General features: G+C 65.5%; 12 protein-coding genes. 3 read left to right on the top strand and 9 right to left on the bottom strand.

Features of this window, described 5'->3' with window-relative positions:
* The first annotated feature begins 161 nt into the window (after nt 1-161).
* From QQL24_RS23880 to QQL24_RS23870, 3 genes are all read left to right on the top strand, one after another.
* On the top strand, nt 162-1,256 hold the full coding sequence (locus QQL24_RS23880) for a helix-turn-helix transcriptional regulator (RefSeq protein ID WP_284314796.1): 1,095 nt from the start codon (nt 162-164) through the stop codon (nt 1,254-1,256).
* Nucleotides 1,257-1,650: 394 nt separating this feature from the next.
* Nucleotides 1,651-2,439, top strand: a complete 789-nt coding sequence (locus tag QQL24_RS23875) for a winged helix-turn-helix domain-containing protein (protein ID WP_284314795.1) — start codon at nt 1,651-1,653, stop codon at nt 2,437-2,439.
* 196 nt (nt 2,440-2,635) lie between these two features.
* Complete coding sequence (locus QQL24_RS23870; protein ID WP_284314794.1) at nt 2,636-4,228, top strand: ABC-F family ATP-binding cassette domain-containing protein; 1,593 nt, start codon at nt 2,636-2,638, stop codon at nt 4,226-4,228.
* A gap of 101 nt (nt 4,229-4,329) precedes the next feature.
* On the opposite strand, the gene QQL24_RS23865 is transcribed toward QQL24_RS23870, so the two are convergent.
* The 9 genes from QQL24_RS23865 to QQL24_RS23825 form a co-directional block, all read right to left on the bottom strand.
* Nucleotides 4,330-6,726: an aldehyde dehydrogenase family protein gene (locus tag QQL24_RS23865; protein WP_284314793.1), complete on the bottom strand. Its 2,397-nt coding sequence runs from the start codon at nt 6,724-6,726 to the stop codon at nt 4,330-4,332.
* Nucleotides 6,727-6,893: 167 nt separating this feature from the next.
* On the bottom strand, nt 6,894-7,955 hold the full coding sequence (gene deoC / locus QQL24_RS23860; RefSeq protein WP_284314792.1) for a deoxyribose-phosphate aldolase: 1,062 nt from the start codon (nt 7,953-7,955) through the stop codon (nt 6,894-6,896).
* Complete coding sequence (locus QQL24_RS23855) at nt 7,948-8,946, bottom strand: sugar-binding transcriptional regulator (RefSeq protein ID WP_284314791.1); 999 nt, start codon at nt 8,944-8,946, stop codon at nt 7,948-7,950. The genes deoC and QQL24_RS23855 overlap by 8 nt, the downstream gene beginning before the upstream one ends.
* Nucleotides 8,943-10,460 (bottom strand): FGGY-family carbohydrate kinase, encoded by a 1,518-nt coding sequence (locus QQL24_RS23850; protein ID WP_284314790.1) that lies wholly within the window; start codon nt 10,458-10,460, stop codon nt 8,943-8,945. The genes QQL24_RS23855 and QQL24_RS23850 overlap by 4 nt, the downstream gene beginning before the upstream one ends.
* Before the next feature lie 119 nt (nt 10,461-10,579).
* Entirely contained in the window at nt 10,580-11,596 is a 1,017-nt protein-coding gene (locus tag QQL24_RS23845; RefSeq protein WP_284314789.1) for a galactitol-1-phosphate 5-dehydrogenase, read from the bottom strand.
* 277 nt (nt 11,597-11,873) lie between these two features.
* Entirely contained in the window at nt 11,874-13,016 is a 1,143-nt protein-coding gene (locus QQL24_RS23840) for a glycerol dehydrogenase (protein WP_284314788.1), read from the bottom strand.
* A gap of 139 nt (nt 13,017-13,155) precedes the next feature.
* Nucleotides 13,156-14,145: an ABC transporter permease gene (locus QQL24_RS23835; RefSeq protein WP_284314787.1), complete on the bottom strand. Its 990-nt coding sequence runs from the start codon at nt 14,143-14,145 to the stop codon at nt 13,156-13,158.
* Nucleotide 14,146: 1 nt separating this feature from the next.
* Complete coding sequence (locus QQL24_RS23830) at nt 14,147-15,664, bottom strand: sugar ABC transporter ATP-binding protein (RefSeq protein WP_284314967.1); 1,518 nt, start codon at nt 15,662-15,664, stop codon at nt 14,147-14,149.
* A 162-nt stretch (nt 15,665-15,826) separates the two neighbouring features.
* On the bottom strand, nt 15,827-16,795 hold the full coding sequence (locus tag QQL24_RS23825) for a sugar ABC transporter substrate-binding protein (RefSeq protein ID WP_284314786.1): 969 nt from the start codon (nt 16,793-16,795) through the stop codon (nt 15,827-15,829).
* Nucleotides 16,796-16,984: the final 189 nt, after the last annotated feature.

Here is a 16,984-nt window from a genome sequence, read left to right as displayed (position 1 = left end):
CAGGCCGACGAGTTGATGCGGCAATGCTGATGATAGTTCCGGAAAAATGACCAGAAATTCATGAAGTTTCCCGGCATTGCGGGATTCCTGGCGGTATTTTCCTTAGGAAAGCGCGACGCGATCTGAAATAATGCAGCTGCGCTATCAACGGGAAACTTCGGATGATCGAAGGGTTGGTCGATCGCATCTACGAATGCGCCTTCGTGCCGGAGCAATGGCCGGGCACGCTGGAGACGCTTTCGAACCTGACCTTGGGGGCTGGCGGCAGCCTCTATATCTTCGGCAAGGATGCGACCATGCTGACCGCCTCGCCCGGTGCCCGGGAGCGGGCGGCGGGAGCGCTCAGGGGCGGTTTCGTCGAGCGCGGCAAGGGTTTGGCCCGCGTGCTCGCCTCTTCGCGTTCCGGCTTCATCACCGAGCGCGACATCATGACCACGGACGAGTTGGAGCAGGAACCGCTCTATCGCGACTTCTGGCGCCCGGCCGGCATCGGCTCGATGGTCGTCACCACGGTCGAGCTGCCCACCAAGGAGTCGCTGCTGCTCCTCTTCACGCGCTGGCTCCAGCAGGGGCCAGCAGAACGCGGACTGATCGACCAGCTCGACAGGCTGCGTCCGCATCTGGCACGTAGCGCCCTGATGACAGCCCGTCTGCAGCTCGAACGCGCCAAGGTGGCGAGCAAGACACTCGCTGCTCTCGGCCTGCCCGCTCTCGTCCTCGATCGGCATGGCAAGGTGCTCGCGGCCAACAGCCTGATCGAGAGCCTGCCCAAATTCGTGCATTGGCGCGCCTTCGACGGTGTGTCCTTCAGCGACAGGGCGGCTGACCAGCTCCTGCGCGACGCCATAGCGACCGTCGATCTCGCCGAGGGGGCCAGCGTGCGCTCCTTCCCGGTGCGGGGCGGGGAGGCGATGATGGTGGCCCATGTCGTGCCGATCCGCCTGAGCGCGCGCGATATCTTCGCAAGCTGTGCCGCCACGCTGATCATGACGCCGGTGACCGCGCCCGAGGCGCCGCCGGTCGAGCTCGTGCAGTCGTTGTTCGATCTTACCCCGGCCGAAGCGCGTGTCGCCCGCAGCCTCGCCACCGGTGATACGGTCGAGGACATTGCCGTGCGCAGCGGCGTCACCCTGAATACCATCCGCACGCAGGTGCGGGGTGTTCTGGAAAAGACCGGCTGCAGCCGCCAGGCCGAAGTCGTCTCCCTGCTCGCCGGCGCCATCCCGAGCGTCCGCTTCGGTGCGAGCCCCATCTAGATCGCGATCTTGTTCAGCCTGCACTCTGGCGATGCTGTTCCCTGGGGAACAGAGCGCGCGTCACCTTCGCGCGACAAGAGGCATGGAGCAACGATCAAGGGCCGCGAATAGAGGGTCCATGCTGCTTCCGCCATCAAGATCGCGATGACACGTGGGAATGTAACAAACCGTCCAGCAAGGCACTATGCCGCGCCTCAGGTAAGAAATATTCCCGTCCTCATCTATTTTGGTGATGTCTCCCGGCGCCGCACAAGCGACACTCTGCATCACGCGGTTCCGGATCTCTGGGCGTCATCTTCTACCTCGCCCTCCGGCTGCCTGTACGAGCACCAATCCGACGAGAAGCGGGGCTGACCCCGCCGCGAGCAAAACGAGATGCGGAAAGACACGGGTCATGGATCAGGAGATTACCTACAGGCTTGGCGAGACCGTTCTGGATCTCAACCGAGGAACCCTGCGCAAGGCCGGCGAACTGGTGTCTCTGCGCCCCAAGACATTCAAATTGCTGGGATATCTGGCGCATAACGCCAGCAGGGTGGTGACCAAGGACGAATTGCTCGATGCCGTCTGGCCCCGCACGATCGTGACCGAGGATTCGCTCACCCAATGCATCCGCGATGCGCGCAAATGCATCGGCGATGAGGACCACAAGGTCATCCGCACCGTGTCGCGCCGTGGCTATATGTATGTACCCTCGAGCGATGAGGAGGAAGAGCTCGCCGAGCCTTTGTCCCGGGCGCCCGACGATCTCGACCTCAGCCTGATGTCGACCGAACCGAGGGTCGCCGTACTGCCCTTCCGCCTCGGGGGAGCAAGCCAGGCCCTGAAGAGCAATTTCGACGTGGTGGGCCAGGAGATCCAGACCGCGCTCTCCACCTCCCGTACGATCACGGTGCGCACGCTCTCGCCCACCATGCCAGCCGCGCTCATCGAGGCCAGCGTCGACTATCTGGTGGAGGGGGAGGTCCAGGGCGGCGATCCGCATTTCAACGTGATCGTCACCCTCACGGAGGCGAAGTCCAAACGCCGCCTGCTCACCCAGACCTTCTTCCTGAAAGCCGAGGGTATCCTCGCCTTTCACCAGACGGTGGCCAGGCAGGTCGTCAGCGCCATGGTCTTCAACATCGAGACCTCGGCATGGCAGTGGACGCCGCAGGGAAGCAGCTCCGTGCATGTGTGGTGAGGGTGGGGCTGGGGCGCATGGCGCTGTGCGAGGCCCGGCCACCAAACTCTCGCCCTTGAGTGGGATGCATGCGAGGCTTGCGCCGCCGCCTTTTCTCCCCTAAATCGCTGGCACCGTACTCCAACAGGATGGTGCACCGTGGATTCCAGCCCGATCGCAATGCCGCTACGCCTTGCCAACGGGACCTTGCACATCCATGCCCGCCACTATCACGCTCTCCAATCTGTCGTGGTCCACGCCTGAGGGGCGGCCCCTCTTCTCCCATCTCGATCTGAGCTTTGGGCTCGAGCGCACCGGGCTTGTCGGCCGTAACGGCGTCGGCAAGACCACGTTGCTCGGGCTGATTGCCGGCGAGATCCCCCCACAAACCGGCGCCGTCTCGGTCGGTGGCAGCCTCGGTATCCTGCGCCAGAGCGTGCAGGTGGCGCCGGGCGCGACCGTCGCCGACCTCTTTGGCTTGACCGGCGCACTGGCCCTGCTGCGGCGGGCGGAAGCGGGGGAGGCCGATGCCGACGAACTCGCCACCGCCGACTGGACGCTGGAGGCACGCCTGGCCAGTGCTCTCACCCGCGCTGGGCTCGATGCCGAGGGAGGGACATTGCTCGCCAGTTTGTCCGGCGGCCAGCGTACACGGGCGGGCCTAGCCGCGCTGGTCTTCAGCGAGCCCGATTTCCTTATCCTGGACGAGCCAACCAACAATCTCGACCGCGAGGGACGGGAGGCGGTGATCACACTGCTGGCCGGTTGGCAGGCGGGTGCGGTCATCGTCAGCCACGATCGCGAATTGCTCGAGACCATGGACGCCATCGTCGAGCTGACCACGCTCGACGCCACACGGTACGGCGGCAATTGGAGCCGCTATCGCGAGCGCAAGGCGCTGGAGCTCGCGGCCATCAGGCACGATCTCGCTGACGCTGAAAAGCGCGTCGCCGAGGTTATCAGCAGCGCGCAGATGGCGGTGGAGCGGCAGGCGCGGCGCAACAGCGTCGGCAAGAAGATGGCGGCAAAGGGTGACATGCCTCGCATCATGCTGGGCGGCTTGAAGGAGAAAAGTGAGACCACTTCAGCCAACAATGCCCGTCTCGCCGAACATCGGCGTGCGCAGGCCCTCGGCGCGGCGGCTGCGGCGCGCGAGCAGATCGAGGTGCTGCAACCTTTGTCGGTCACCTTGGCGCCGACCAATCTGCCGGCGAGCCGGGTCGTGCTGAGGCTCGACGGCGTAACGGCCGGCTATCGGCCAGAGGAGCCGGTGATCCGCGATCTCTCCTTGCAGATCACCGGGCCGGAGCGCATCGGCCTCACCGGCCCGAATGGCTCTGGCAAGACGACGCTGCTGGCGCTCATCACCGGCGCACTGCGGCCCTGGGCGGGCTCGGTGCAGGTCATGGTTCCCTTCGCCATGCTCGACCAGCAGGTCAGCCTGCTCGATCCCAGACTGTCGATCCGCGACAATTTCCGCCGCCTCAACCCCGGCACGAATGAGAATACCTGCCGCGCCGCGCTCGCCCGCTTCATGTTCCGGGCCGATGCGGCGCTGCAGCTTGTTTCCACGCTCAGCGGTGGCCAGATGCTGCGTGCCGGCCTCGCCTGCGTGCTGGGCGGCCCGATGCCGCCGTCACTGCTGATCCTCGACGAGCCGACAAACCATCTCGACCTCGATTCCATCGCTGCGGTGGAGAGCGGGTTGCGAGCCTATGACGGCGCGCTGCTGGTCGTCAGCCATGACGAGGCGTTTCTGGCGGGCATTGGGGTGTCGAGGCGGGTGGACTTGGCCAGCGGGGCGAGATGAGGCGATTGGTATAGCGCGAGCCCGGCGTGCGAGGGCCTCCCCCAGCTTCGTGAGGGAGGCTCGCGTCCCGCCCTTTCTCGCCGGACGCTTAACTCGGCCGCTCACTCCCCATAAGGCACCCAGATGTTCTTCACCTGCGTGGCATGGCGCAGATAGTCCTCGCCCTGGGCCTGGGCGTCCACCAGCCAGCTGATCGGCCGGCCTTGGTTGGTCCAGGTCGCCTTGAGGTTGCCGGCAGAAGCCTTCTCGGCGGAGGCCGCGCCGCTCCTGGAGCCGTGATACCAAAGGGCGTCGACATCGTCGTGCTCGGCCAGAGTCTTGGCGAGTTCGTCGCGGGCGCCGGTGACGATGTTGACCACGCCGGTCGGGACGTCGGAGGTTTCGAGGATCTGGTAGAAATCCGTCGCCGCCAGCGGGAAGGCGGGCGAGGGCACCACGACAACCCTGTTGCCCATGGCGATGGCCGGCAGCGCCAGCGAGACGAAGCCGAGCAGCGGCGCCTCGTCCGGGCAGAGGATGCCCACAACGCCGAAGGGTTCGTTCATGGCCAGCGTCACATTGCGCGTGCGAGTCGCATGCACCCGGCCGTCATATTTGTCGGCCTGGGCGGCGTAGTAGAAGATGCGGCGGATTGATTTCTCCACCTCCGCCTTTGCTGCCTTGGCGTTGTGGCCGAAGCTCGCCAGGCGCTGCTCGAACTCGGCGGCACGGGCGGCCATGTTCTCGGCGATGTAATAGAGCACCTGGGCGCGGTTATGCGCGGTGACGCTGCCCCAGCCGCCGGCCTTGGTGGCGGCCTCGACGGCGTTGCGGATGTCCTTGCGGTTGCCGAGGCCGGCCTGGCCGAGCGTGGCGCCGGCGCTGCTCTTCACCGTGTAGCTGTAGCCGGAATCCGGGCGCGCCTGCTTGCCGCCGACGAACAGCTTGGCCGTGCGGTCGATGGTGGGCAGGGCATTGCCGGTAGGCGCTTCGGCTGGTGAGACGCTGAGCGCCGCGGCTTTGGCGTCCTCGGCGGCCGGCAGGGCCTTCTCCCAATCGGGCTTGAGGTATTCGTACATGCCCTCGCGCCCGCCTTCGCGGCCGAAGCCGCTTTCGCGATAGCCGCCGAAACCGGCCGCGGCGTCGAAGAGATTGGTGCAGTTGACCCAGACCACGCCCGATTTCATGCGTGCGGCGGTATCGAGCGCGCGGTTGATGTTCTCCGACCAGATCGACGCAGCAAGGCCGTAGCGCGTATGGTTGGCGAGCTGGATGGCTTCCTCCGGTGTGCGGAAGGTCATGGCTACAGCAACCGGGCCGAAGATCTCGACCTCCGAGACGGTCGAGGAAGGCTCGACATCGACGAAGATGGAGGGCGGGTAGAAATTGCCCTTGGCCGGCAGCGCGCAGTTCGACTGCCAGAGCGTGCCGCCCTCGCTTTCGCCCTTCTTGACGAGGTCGCGGATGCGCTGGAGCTGCACCGGGGCCACGATGGCACCCATGTCGACCGACTTGTCGAGGGGATCGCCGACGCGCAGCGTCTCCATGCGGCGTTTGAGCTTGCCGAGGAAGCGTTCGGCGATACCTTCCTGGAGGAGCAGGCGCGAGCCTGCGCAGCAGACCTGGCCCTGGTTGAACCAGATGGCGTCGACCACGCCTTCCACGGCGCCGTCGAGATCGGCGTCCTCATAGACGATGAAGGGCGACTTGCCGCCGAGTTCCAGCGAAAGCTTCTTGCCGGAACCGGCTGTCGCCTGGCGGATGAGGCGGCCAACCTCGGTGGAACCGGTGAAGGCGATCTTGTCGACGTCGGGATGGGCGACAAGGGCCGCGCCGGTGGCGCCGTCGCCGGTGACGATGTTGACGACACCTTCGGGCAGGCCGGCCTCACGGCAGATCTCGGCGAAGGCTAGCGCCGTGAGCGGCGTGAACTCGGCAGGCTTCAGCACCACCGTGTTGCCGGCGGCCAGCGCCGGGGCGATCTTCCAGGCCAGCATCAGCAGCGGGAAGTTCCAGGGAATGATCTGGCCGCAGACGCCGACGGGGCCGTAGCCGGCAAACTCGCTCTCCATCAGCTCGGCCCAGCCGGCATGGTGGTAGAAATGGCGGGCGACCAGCGGGATATCGATGTCGCGGCTCTCGCGGATCGGCTTGCCATTGTCCATCGTCTCCAGCACGGAGAGGAAGCGCTCGCGCTTCTGGATATGGCGGGCGATGGCATAGAGGTAGCGGGCACGCTCATGGCCCGGCAGGCCCGACCAAGCGGGAAAGGCTTTGCGGGCCGCCTTCACCGCGGCGTCGATATCCTCCGCCGTGCCCTCGGCGACCTTGCCGAGCACGGTATCGCGGGCCGGGTTGGTGACGTCGAAGCTCGTCTTGCCCTTCGAAGCAACGAAGGCGCCACCGATGAAATGGCGGAAGCCCTTCTCATGCTGTTGAAGCCAGGCGGCGACATGGCTCTCGGCTTCCGGGGCAGGACCATAGTCCATGGTTTGCAGGATTTCCTTGACGGTGGGCATGGGAGGGACTCCAGAGGGAGAAGAGGGGCGGTCATCCCGGACGCGCTGCAGCGCGAAGCGATGCTGCGCAGATCCGGGACCGTTAGACGACAAGGGCGGCCTATCCGGGGGACGGTCCCGGATCTGCGAAGCGTCACTGCGTGCCGCATCGCGTCCGGGATGACGCCCTACGCCAGCGCGTGATGCGTGAGCGCCGAGTAGCGCCCGGTGATGAAATGCTCCAGCTGCCGCTCGATGTCCGCTAGCATCGAGCTCGCGCCGATGCGGAAGAGGTTCGGCTCGAGCCAGGGGCGGCCGAGTTCCTCCTTCATCAGCGCCAGCCAGGCGAGGGCGTCCTTGGCCGTCTTCAGGCCGCCGGCCGGTTTGAAGCCGATCATCTCGCCGGTGAACTCGCCATAGTCGCGTAGCGCCCGGATCATGGTGAGGCTGACGGGCAGGGTGGCGTTGACGTCTTCCTTGCCGGTCGAGGTCTTGATGAAGTCGGAGCCCGCCATCATCGCCACCATGCTGGCCTTGTAGACATTGCGCAGGGTCTTGAGATCGCCGGTGGCGAGGATGGCCTTGAGATGAGCCTCGCCACAGGCCTCGCGCATGGCCTTCACTTCGTCATAGAGAGCGTTCCAGTCCTGGGTCAGGACCTGGGCGCGGTTGATGACGATGTCGATCTCGCCGGCGCCCTGGTCGACCGCGTAACGGATCTCGGCGAGGCGCTGCGGCAGGGGCGTCAGGCCGGCGGGAAAGCCGGTGGCGACCGAGGCCACGGGAATGCCGGAGCCTTGTAGCGCCTTCACCGCCGAGGCGACCATGGTGGGATAGACGCAGACCGCGCCGACCGTGGGCGGTGCGTCGGCGAGGCCAAGGGCCGCAACGATGTCCTCTCGGATCGGCCGGCGTGCCTTCAGGGCGAGGCGATGCACGCGGCCGGGGGTGTCGTCGCCGGCGAGGGTGGTGAGGTCGATGCATTGCACCGCCTTCACCAACCAGGCCGCCTGATATTCCTTCTTCACCGTGCGGCGCCCGCCCAGCGTGGCAGCACGGCGTTCGGTAGCGCTGAGATTGACCTGGACGTTCTCGAACCATTCGGGCTTCAGCGCCGTGCCGGGATTACGGGCATGGGCACCATGGCTCGTTACGGTGAGGGCCGAGCCGGTGGGCACCACGCTGAGCGCCGGGGTGGTGGAGGCAGATTTCTTGGTGGCAGTCTGTGTGCCTTGATCGGTCTTATCCATGATGAGCCTCATCCAGGAGGAAACGCGCTGTCTGCTCGTCGGTGACGAGCACGTTGATATAGCCTGCTCGCAGACAGGCAAGGGTAATGGCTTGCTTCGACTTGCCGGCGGCGACGCCGATCGAGAATTTGCGCTCTCGACACAAACGCAAATCGAGGCCGATGGTTCTGGCATCGATGCCGGCATCGACGATATTGCCATAGGCATCGACATAACGGCTGAGAATATCGCCGACCGCGCCCTTCGCCTTCAGCGCGGCCGTCTCGGCCTCGGTGACGAAGCCGGACTGCACCAGCACCGAATCGGGGCTGATGGTGCCGAGGCCGAAGCAGATCACCGGCGCGCGGCGGGCAAGCTCGAGCACACTGGCGATGGTGGGGTCCTGCTCCAGCGCCACGCGGGTGGCGGCATGGCCGAGGATCGCCGGCACGGGCAGCAGCGTCGCCGTGCCATTGGCGGAACGGGCGAAGAGTTCGGCGACATTGTTGGTGCGGATCGAGGGCGAACGGATGTTCATCGCCCCGTTCAGCAGCACCACCTCGACGCCCTCGTTCCAGAACGGCGGCAGGCGGTGGGCGACGGCGCTCATGGTGCGGCCCCAGGAGACGCCGATCAGCGGCACCTTGCCGAGCCCGGCCAGCATGCGCGCGGCGGCCTGTGCCACGCTTTCGAGCAGCAGGGCCTCGTCCTCCTCGCCTGAATGGGGCACCACCACCGCTTCCTTCAGGCTGTAGCGGCGCTGCAGCCGCGCCTCGATATCGGGGCTGCGCGGCGCGCGCGGCACGATCTCGATGCGCACGATGCCGGCCTCGCGGGCATCGGTGAGCAGGCGGCTGGCCTGCCAGCGGGTGAGGTTGAGCTCCTTGGCCAGCTCGCCCATGGTCATGTCGAGCTCGTAGTAGCGCTTCGCGACCTGAATCATCAGGAGCTCGCGCTGCTCGCCCGACAACGTGCGGAACTGAACGTCCTGGTCGAGATTGGTGACGCTCATGCCGCGCCTCCCAATTGCCGCGTGGCGAGGCGGCGCGAGAGCGGTGCCAGGAGTTCGGTGGCTTCCAGATAGTCCTGAAGCAGCTCGCCATAGCGGGCATGAGCGGCAAGATCGGGTTCGATCAGGGTGGTCGGCTGGGTCACCGCATCGGCGGCGGCGAAGAGGTCCTTGAACAGGCCGGCGCCGGTCGCGGCGCAGGCGGTGGCGCCGATGATGGTGAGGTTGGTTTGCGAAAGAAGTTCCACGGGCATTCCCAGGGCGTCGACGGTTGCCCGCAACCATAGACGATTTTTGGCATAGCCGCCCGAACTGACGATGCGATTGCAGGGGATGCCGAGCTTGCGGATTCGCTTGAGCACATTGGCCGAACCGAGCGCCACGCCTTCCACCGCCGAGCGGTAGATATCAGCCCGGCTGTGGCTGAGCGACAGCCCCATCACGGCGCCGCGCAGCAGTGGATCGCGATAGGGCGTGCGGTTGCCCATGAAATAGTCGAGCGTCAGCAGGCCGGTGCTGCCGACGGGCTTGGCGGCTGCTTCGTCCCACAGTGCGGCAAGGCCACCATTGTCGAGCTGGAAAATATCGCGCGAAGCCCAGGAAAGCACCGAGCCGGCCGAAACCTGGCCCGCCTCCACCAGCCAGTAATCGTCAACCATCGCATGCGGATAGGGGCCCCAGAAGCCGGTGACGGGGGCCTCCCCATCAAGCTGGAAGAGATGCACCACCGAGGTGCCGCCGATCATCAAATGCTCGCCGGGCCTGAGCGTGCCCGCGCCGACGATGCCGGTATGGGCATCGATGCCGCCCTGCGCCAGTATCGGCCGATTGACGAGGCCGAGATGTTCGGCCGCCGCGGGGCTGATCTTCCCGATCGGCGCGCCGACGGCCTTGATCTCGGGCGGCAGCTTGCGCGCGAGATCGGGCACGCCGAATTCGGCGAAGAGGTCTTCATGGAAGCATTTGGCGACGGAATCATAATTCCACTTGCAGGTCGCGTTCATGCGCGAGCCGACCCACAGGTCCGTCAGCTTGAAATTGATATAGTCGAGGCACTCGCAGATGATCTCGGCTCCGCCATAGATCTCGGGCTCGTGGCGGGCCAGCCACATCGCCTTGGGCACCAGCCACTCGGCGGCGTCGCTTCCCCCGGCATAGGCGAGGACGGGATGCGCGCTGCGCGCGGTAATGGCGGCCTCCCCGGCGGCGCGGCAATCCATCCAGAGCAAGGAAGGGCGGAGCGGCGTGCCGTCGCGCTTGCAGGCGACCACGGTGGAGGCCGTGGTGGCGGCGCAGACGCCATCGATCACCGGCGAGCCGAGATCGCGCATCAGGCCGCGCGTCGCCTCGCCGAGGCAACGCCACCAGTCGGCGGGCGATTGCTCGGCCCAGCCCGGATGGGGCTGTCGCGTCTCATACTGCACCTCCCGCTCGCCGAGCATGGTGCGGCTGTCGAGGTCGAACACGCCGACCCTGATGCCGCCCGTGCCGAAATCCAGGCCGAGAAGACGTGGCATGGAAACTCCCTGGGAGCGCGGACGTCCCTACGACACTCAAGTGAGTGTCGGACGATCCGCTCTTGGAAACGTAGCGCTTAAGGACAAAGGAAGAGCGGACAAGATGTCCGCGCTCCCAGTTACGGCCTGAACATCACTTTCGAGAAGAAATCATTCTTCCGCTTGAAAGTCTCGAACATGGCCGGCAGCTCTTCGAGCTCCAGCTCGTGCGAGATCATGAATTCCCAGCGCAGCGTGCCGTTCGACAGCGCTTCGAGCGCCACCGTCCATTGCTTGCCGGGAAAGGGTGCGCCGAAGGAGTTCCAGGCCCCGTGCAGCGAGATCTCCTGGCGCAGGAAATGCTGGAAAGTCTTGTTCTCCAGTGTCACGTCGGCGACGGGGATGCCGATGAAGACGACATGGCCGCCGGGCCCGGCGAGCTTTGCCGCCAGGTTGATGGAGGAGGGATGGCCGGCCGCCTCGACGATGAGGTCGCAGGTGAGGCCCGCCGGCACCTCGTCCGTCACCAGCAGTGTCCGAGTGGCGCCGGCTTCCTTCGCCTGGTCAAGCTTCTGCTGCGAGATGTCGACGGCCACCACCTCGGTGCAGCCCATCAGCTTCATCCACTGGATGGCGAACAGGCCGATGGGGCCGCAGCCGATCACACCGCCACGCTGGCCCATGGTGGGCGGCGCCTTCCAGACGGCGTGCAGGGCGATGGAGGCCGGGTCCGTCATCGCCACGGCGCGCGGATCCGCGCCCTCGGGCGTCTTGAGCAGGTTGCCGACCGGCACCGAGACGAACTCGGTATAGGCGCCGTCGCGGCGGCTGCCGAAATAATCATAGTTGCGACAGCGCGAGAAATTGCCGGTGGCGCACTGGTCGCAGACGCGACAGGGGATGAGCGGGGCGACGCCAACCAGCTCGCCGGTCTCATAGCCGCTTACGTCCTTGCCGATTTCGGCGATATGGCCGGAGAATTCATGCCCGCAGACGATCGGCATCCGATGCGCGCCCTTGGTGAGCATGCGCGGCAGGTCCGAGCCGCAAACGCCGACGGCCGCTACGCGCAGGAGCACCTCGCCAGTCGCGGCCGCGGGCTTGGGAACGTCCTCGAGCCGGATATCGCCGGGCGAATACATGACGGCTGCACGCATGATCAAAGTCCTTGGGGTGAAAGGGAAACAGGAAAGGTAAGTCGGGGCAGGGTAGGGCGCGGGAAGCCTCCCCCACGAAGCTGGGGGAGGTGGCATTGCGAAGCAATGACGGAGGGTGTGTGGTCAGGGTAAAGCAGAAGATGAGCCGGTACCCGGCCATTCTGACTTCTTGTCAGAGAGCGGATCCGGCGCCTCATCCCGACCACACCCCCTCCGACCTCGCTCCGCTCGGCCACCTCCCCCAGCTTCGTGGGGGAGGCTTCCCGCGCCCTTCGCCTCATGGCTTTGCCTCTCTGAACAGCGCGCTCGTGAACGCATCGAGCGCGATGATTGCGTCGCGGACGATTTCCACCGACAGCGGCACCGCCACGCGCCAGGTGATCGAGCCCTCCTTCAGCGCGGCCTTGGCGACGCGTTCGATGTCGTCGGCCGTCACCTTCGTGAGCTTGAGGTCGGCCAGGGTGCAGGGCAGGCCGAGTGTCTTGCAGAAGCGGGCCGTTTCCTCGATCTCCGCAAGCGGGCGGCCTTCCAGCATCAGCAGGCAGAGCACGCCGAAGGCGACCTTCTCGCCGTGGAAGAAGCTGTGGGTCTCTGGCAAGACGGTGAGCGCATCATGGATGCCGTGGGCGGCCGAGACGGCGCAGTTCTCGAAGCCGAGGCCGCTGAGCAGCGTGTTGGCCTCGATGATGTTCTCCACCGCTGGCGTCAGCGCGCCCTTCTCGACCGCGATCTTGGCGGCGAGAGCGTCGCGCATCAGCGTCTCGTGGCAGACCTTGGCGATGGCGACGCCCGCGATCGGCGCCGGATAGCCGCCGGCGATGAAGTTGTTGGAACGCGACTCCAGGTTCGAACGGGCCTCGAACCAGGTAGAGAGAGCATCGCCGATGCCGGCGACGAGGAAGCGCACCGGCGCCTTGGTGATCAGGGCGCTGTCGACAACCACCACGTCAGGGTTGCGCGGCAGCATGAAGCTCTCCTTGAACAAGCCCTGCGGGGTATAGGTCACCGCGATGGCGCTGGTGGGCGCATCGGTGGAGGCGATGGTCGGCACGATGGCGATGCGCGCCTGATTGGCGATGGCCGCGAGCTTGGCGGTATCGGCCGTCTTGCCGCCGCCGATGCCGACGACGACATCCGCCTTCGCCTTGGTCACCAGGTCGGTGACGCGGTCGATCTCCTCGCGGCAGCATTCACCGTTGAATTTCTCAATGGTGAGCGCAAGGCCGCTGCCTTCCAGCGAGGCGAAGATGGCTTTGCCGAGCTTCTCCAACACGAGGCCGTCGACCAGCAGGAAAGCGGTCTTGCCGAGCGGCTTGAGGTGGTCGGCCAGGCGATCGATCTCGCCGGCGCGCTGGATATATTTCAGCGGGCCGCCGAAGGCCCGGCCGGAGGCAGCGTGCCAACCCTGTGATGCGCTCATCGGAAGATCTCTCCATTCGCCGCGACAGCTCGGCCGCGGATGATCCTATCTTCACATTTGTGAATAAAGATCATTTATGTGAAAAACTAGACAAAGAAAGGCGCACTGTCAAACTTTTCGACAGCGCGCCCGATTGGTCTCAGCGCTTGAGCGTGCCGGTGGCGTATTGCAGCAGCATGGCCACGACGATGATGAGGCCGGTATAGAGCTGCTGGCTGTAGCCGGGCACGCCGGCCAGATTCATGATGTTGGCGATGATGCCCATCACCAGCGTGCCGAGCAGGGTGTTGATGACATCGCCGCGCCCGCCCATCAGGCTGGCGCCGCCGATCACCACCGCCGCGATCACGTTGAGCTCCATGCCGACGCCGACCTGGGCCGAACCAATGGTGGTGCGGCTGGCCGAGATCACGCCGGCGAGGCCGGCAAGCGCGCCGGAGATCACATAGACGGCCAGGACATAGCGCGGCACGGCGATGCCGGAGAGGCGCACCGCTTCCTCATTGGAGCCGATCGCCGTGATGATGCGCCCGAAGCGGGTGAAGGAGAGCACGATGCCGCCGACGATGAACACCGCGAACATCAGGATCACCGGCTGGGGAATGCCGAGCCAATAGCCGGAGCCGAAATCTGCCAGCGATTGGCCCTCGTCGCCGATCGAGATCGGGCGGCCCTCCGAGATCATGAAGGAGAGTGAGCGCGCGATCGCCATCATGGCCAGTGACATCACGAAAGAGGGCAGGCGCATATAGGCGACGAAGAAGCCCACCGCGAGGCCGCAGGCGGCACCGCACAGGATGACCAGGAGGATCGAAAGCCCGACGCCATAGCCCAGCTTCGAAATGAAATAGGCCGTGAGCACGCAGCCCAGCGCCAGCACCGAGCCGACCGAGAGGTCGATGCCGCGCGTGAGAATGACGAAGAGCATGCCCACCGACATGATGCCGGCGCCCGAGGCGACCTGGCGCAGCACGTTGAGGATATTGGTCTTGGTCAGGAAGCTGTCGGTCCAGAAAGAGGCGACGATGACCAGCACCAAGAAAATGCCGAGGGTGGCGAAGCGTTGCACCAGCGCGCCGAGATCATAGCCGCGTTTCTTCTCGTCGCGCTTTTCGCTGAGAGCCGTCATGTCATCTTACCGCTATGGTTGCGGCTGAGCCGGGCTGTCCGCCTTCGCTCATCGCCAGAGAGAGGAGATTTTCTTCCGAATAGCTGTCGGGCTTGAGTTCGCCCCTGATCTCGCCTTCGCGCATCACCAGCACGCGGTCGCACAGCCCGAACAGCTCCTGGTGCTCGGAGGAGATCACCAGCACGGCCTTGCCAGCCTCGGCGAGCCGGTTGACGAGCGCGTAGATCTCGGTCTTGGCGCCGACATCGACGCCGCGCGTCGGCTCGTCGAGGATGATGATCTCGCCCTGGGCGTGGAACCATTTGGCCAGCACCACCTTCTGCTGGTTGCCGCCGGACAGGCTCGAGACTGGAGCATCGACGCTTGCCGCCTTGAGGCGCAGGCTCTGGCCGAGATCGGTGACGGTACGCCTTTCCAGGCCCTGGCGCAGGAAGCCGAGGGCGGTGGTGATCGAGGACATGCGCGCCATGGTGGCGTTCACGCGGATCTGCTTGTCGAGAATCACGCCCTGGTGCTTGCGATCCTCCGGCACGAGGCCGATGCCGGCCGCCACCGCGTCGCGCGGGGAGCGAAACTTCACTGGCTGCCCCCTGAGCTTGATCGAACCCGAATCCGGCCTGTCGGCGCCGAAGATCAGCCGCGCCACCTCGGTGCGGCCGGAGCCGACCAGGCCGCCGAGGCCGACGATCTCGCCGGCACGCACCGACAGGCTGACATTGCGGACCTTGCGGCCGGCATTGAGGCCGCTGACCGAGACCATCTCCTCGCCGATCTTGCGCGGGGCCGTCTCCGGGAACATCGCCGAGAGCGGCCGGCCGACCATCATGCGGATGATGTCCTCGATGGTGACGTCGCCGGCGGCGACGGTGCCGACGAGCTGGCCGTCCTTCATCACCGTCATGCGGTCGGAGATGCGCATCACCTCCTCGAGGCGGTGGGAGATATAGACGACGCCGACATTGTGGGCGCGCAGGTCCGCGATCACCCGGTGCAGGCGTTCGGCATCCTGCGCCGAGAGCACGGCGGTGGGTTCGTCGAAGATGATGATCTTCACTTCGCGCGACAGCGCCTTGGCGATCTCGACCACCTGCTGATGGGCGACAGCGAGGTTGCCGACGCGCTCGCCCGGATCGATGTCGAAGCCGAGGCGGCGGATCAGCTCGCCGGCCTTCTTCTTCAGGCCCGGGCCGGCGAAGACGCCCGGTAGTTCGCCCAGGAAAATATTCTCCGCCACCGACAGGTCCGGCGCCAGCGCGAGCTCTTGGTGGATGACGGCGATGCCCAGTGCCCGGGCCAGGCGCGGATCGCGGAAGTCGACATGCTGGCCGGCGATCCTGACCTCGCCGCTGGTAGGCTGGAGCTCGCCACCGAGCACGCGCATCAGGGTTGATTTGCCGGCGCCATTTTCGCCGAGAAGGGCGTGGACCTCACCGCTCTGCACGTCGAAATCGACGCCCTTCAGCGCGTGAACGCCGCCAAAGGATTTGGTGATGGCCGTCAGCCGTGCGAGTTCAGGCATGGTGCGCTCGCTGGATTGAATGGTCATCCCGGACGCGATGCGGCACGCATTGCCGCTTCGCAGATCCGGGACGGTAAGACGAGAAAAATGCTTGCTGGGGGACGGTCCCGTGTCTGCGCTGCACCATTTCATGATGCAGCACGCACGGGATGACCCGGTCCCTCAGAACACTGCATCCTTCCTGTAGTACTTGTCGACATTGTCCTGGGTGATCACGGCAGGGGTCGTCAGGTTCAGCTTGGGGAAATCGGCCGGCAAATCACCCTTGAGGGCCTTCATGCCGATATCGACGGCCGTGCGGGCGACGAGGTCGGGGTCGTTGAGGCCGGTCGCGCCATATTTGCCGTCCTTGATGAGGGCGAGCGCCTCCTTTTGGCCGTCGGCGGCGGCGAGCACCAGCACATCGGTCTTGCCGGCAGCCTGGAGCGCCTTCATGCCGCCCAGCGCCATGGAGTCGTTCTCGGCGAGCAGGACGTTGACGTCCGGATGGGCCTGAAGCAGGTCTTCGGCGGCCTTGAGGCCGTCTTCCGTGGCCCAGTTGCCCCAACCCTGACCGAGCACTTCGAAGCCGGCCTTGCCGTCGTTGACGAGCTGGCCTTCCACCAGGCCGCGGAACACGCCGAGGCGACGGTCACGGCCGACTTCATTACCCTGCGAACCGGAGAGCAGGATGATCTTGACCGGCTTGCCCTGCATCTTCTTGGCGAGCCACTCGCCGACCAGGAAGCCGTTCTGGTCGTTGGAGGAGCGGACCTGGGTGATGACATCGGCCTTGGTGTTGATGGAGGAGTCCATCACCACGACCTTCACGCCGGCCTTGGTGGCGGCATTGGCGGCGCCGACGAGGCCTTCGGGATCGCGCGGGTTGAGGATGAGCAGGTTGACGCCCTTGGCGACCATGTCCTCGACGTCGGAGATCTGCTTGCCCATGTCGTTCTGGCCGTCCGAGGTGGTGACCTCGCAGCCCGCCTTCTTGCCTTCGTCGATGGCGGCGGCCTGCTGGGCGGCAAAATAGGGCGCGCTGAGCGTGTACATGGCGACGCCGATCTTGCAGTCGGCCGCCTGGGCAAGGCCGGCCGTGCCCGCCAGCAGGGCCGCCAACAAGGCGCCACCCAAAAGGGATTTCTTCATCGTCCGTCTCCTCCGAAGCCAAATTCGCTGGGCGTTTCTTTGCGGCCCATTTGGTAGCTTAAATACATTTTTCGATAACGGTCAAGCGAGAGGAGAATTCAAAATTTGATGTCGAATCACATAGGTGAAATATTGCAGCGCAATATTGCGCATATTACCGCGCTCCCAGTTAAAAACTTGCCTTCGGTC

This window comes from Labrys miyagiensis (assembly GCF_030160835.1).
GTDB classification, from domain to species: Bacteria; Pseudomonadota; Alphaproteobacteria; order Rhizobiales; family Labraceae; genus Labrys; species Labrys miyagiensis.
Note: the sequence above shows the minus strand (reverse complement) of the source record. Positions and strands in the feature narration are given on the sequence as shown.

Bases quoted from the DNA above. Each gene is read 5' to 3' on its own strand.
- QQL24_RS23880 (WP_284314796.1), top strand. From the start codon at position 162: ATGATCGAAGGGTTGGTCGATCGCATCTACGAATGCGCCTTCGTGCCG.
- QQL24_RS23875 (WP_284314795.1), top strand. From the start codon at position 1,651: ATGGATCAGGAGATTACCTACAGGCTTGGCGAGACCGTTCTGGATCTC.
- QQL24_RS23870 (WP_284314794.1), top strand. From the start codon at position 2,636: ATGCCCGCCACTATCACGCTCTCCAATCTGTCGTGGTCCACGCCTGAG.
- QQL24_RS23865 (WP_284314793.1), bottom strand. From the start codon at position 6,726: ATGCCCACCGTCAAGGAAATCCTGCAAACCATGGACTATGGTCCTGCC.
- deoC (WP_284314792.1), bottom strand. From the start codon at position 7,955: ATGGATAAGACCGATCAAGGCACACAGACTGCCACCAAGAAATCTGCC.
- QQL24_RS23855 (WP_284314791.1), bottom strand. From the start codon at position 8,946: ATGAGCGTCACCAATCTCGACCAGGACGTTCAGTTCCGCACGTTGTCG.
- QQL24_RS23850 (WP_284314790.1), bottom strand. From the start codon at position 10,460: ATGCCACGTCTTCTCGGCCTGGATTTCGGCACGGGCGGCATCAGGGTC.
- QQL24_RS23845 (WP_284314789.1), bottom strand. From the start codon at position 11,596: ATGCGTGCAGCCGTCATGTATTCGCCCGGCGATATCCGGCTCGAGGAC.
- QQL24_RS23840 (WP_284314788.1), bottom strand. From the start codon at position 13,016: ATGAGCGCATCACAGGGTTGGCACGCTGCCTCCGGCCGGGCCTTCGGC.
- QQL24_RS23835 (WP_284314787.1), bottom strand. From the start codon at position 14,145: ATGACGGCTCTCAGCGAAAAGCGCGACGAGAAGAAACGCGGCTATGAT.
- QQL24_RS23830 (WP_284314967.1), bottom strand. From the start codon at position 15,664: ATGCCTGAACTCGCACGGCTGACGGCCATCACCAAATCCTTTGGCGGC.
- QQL24_RS23825 (WP_284314786.1), bottom strand. From the start codon at position 16,795: ATGAAGAAATCCCTTTTGGGTGGCGCCTTGTTGGCGGCCCTGCTGGCG.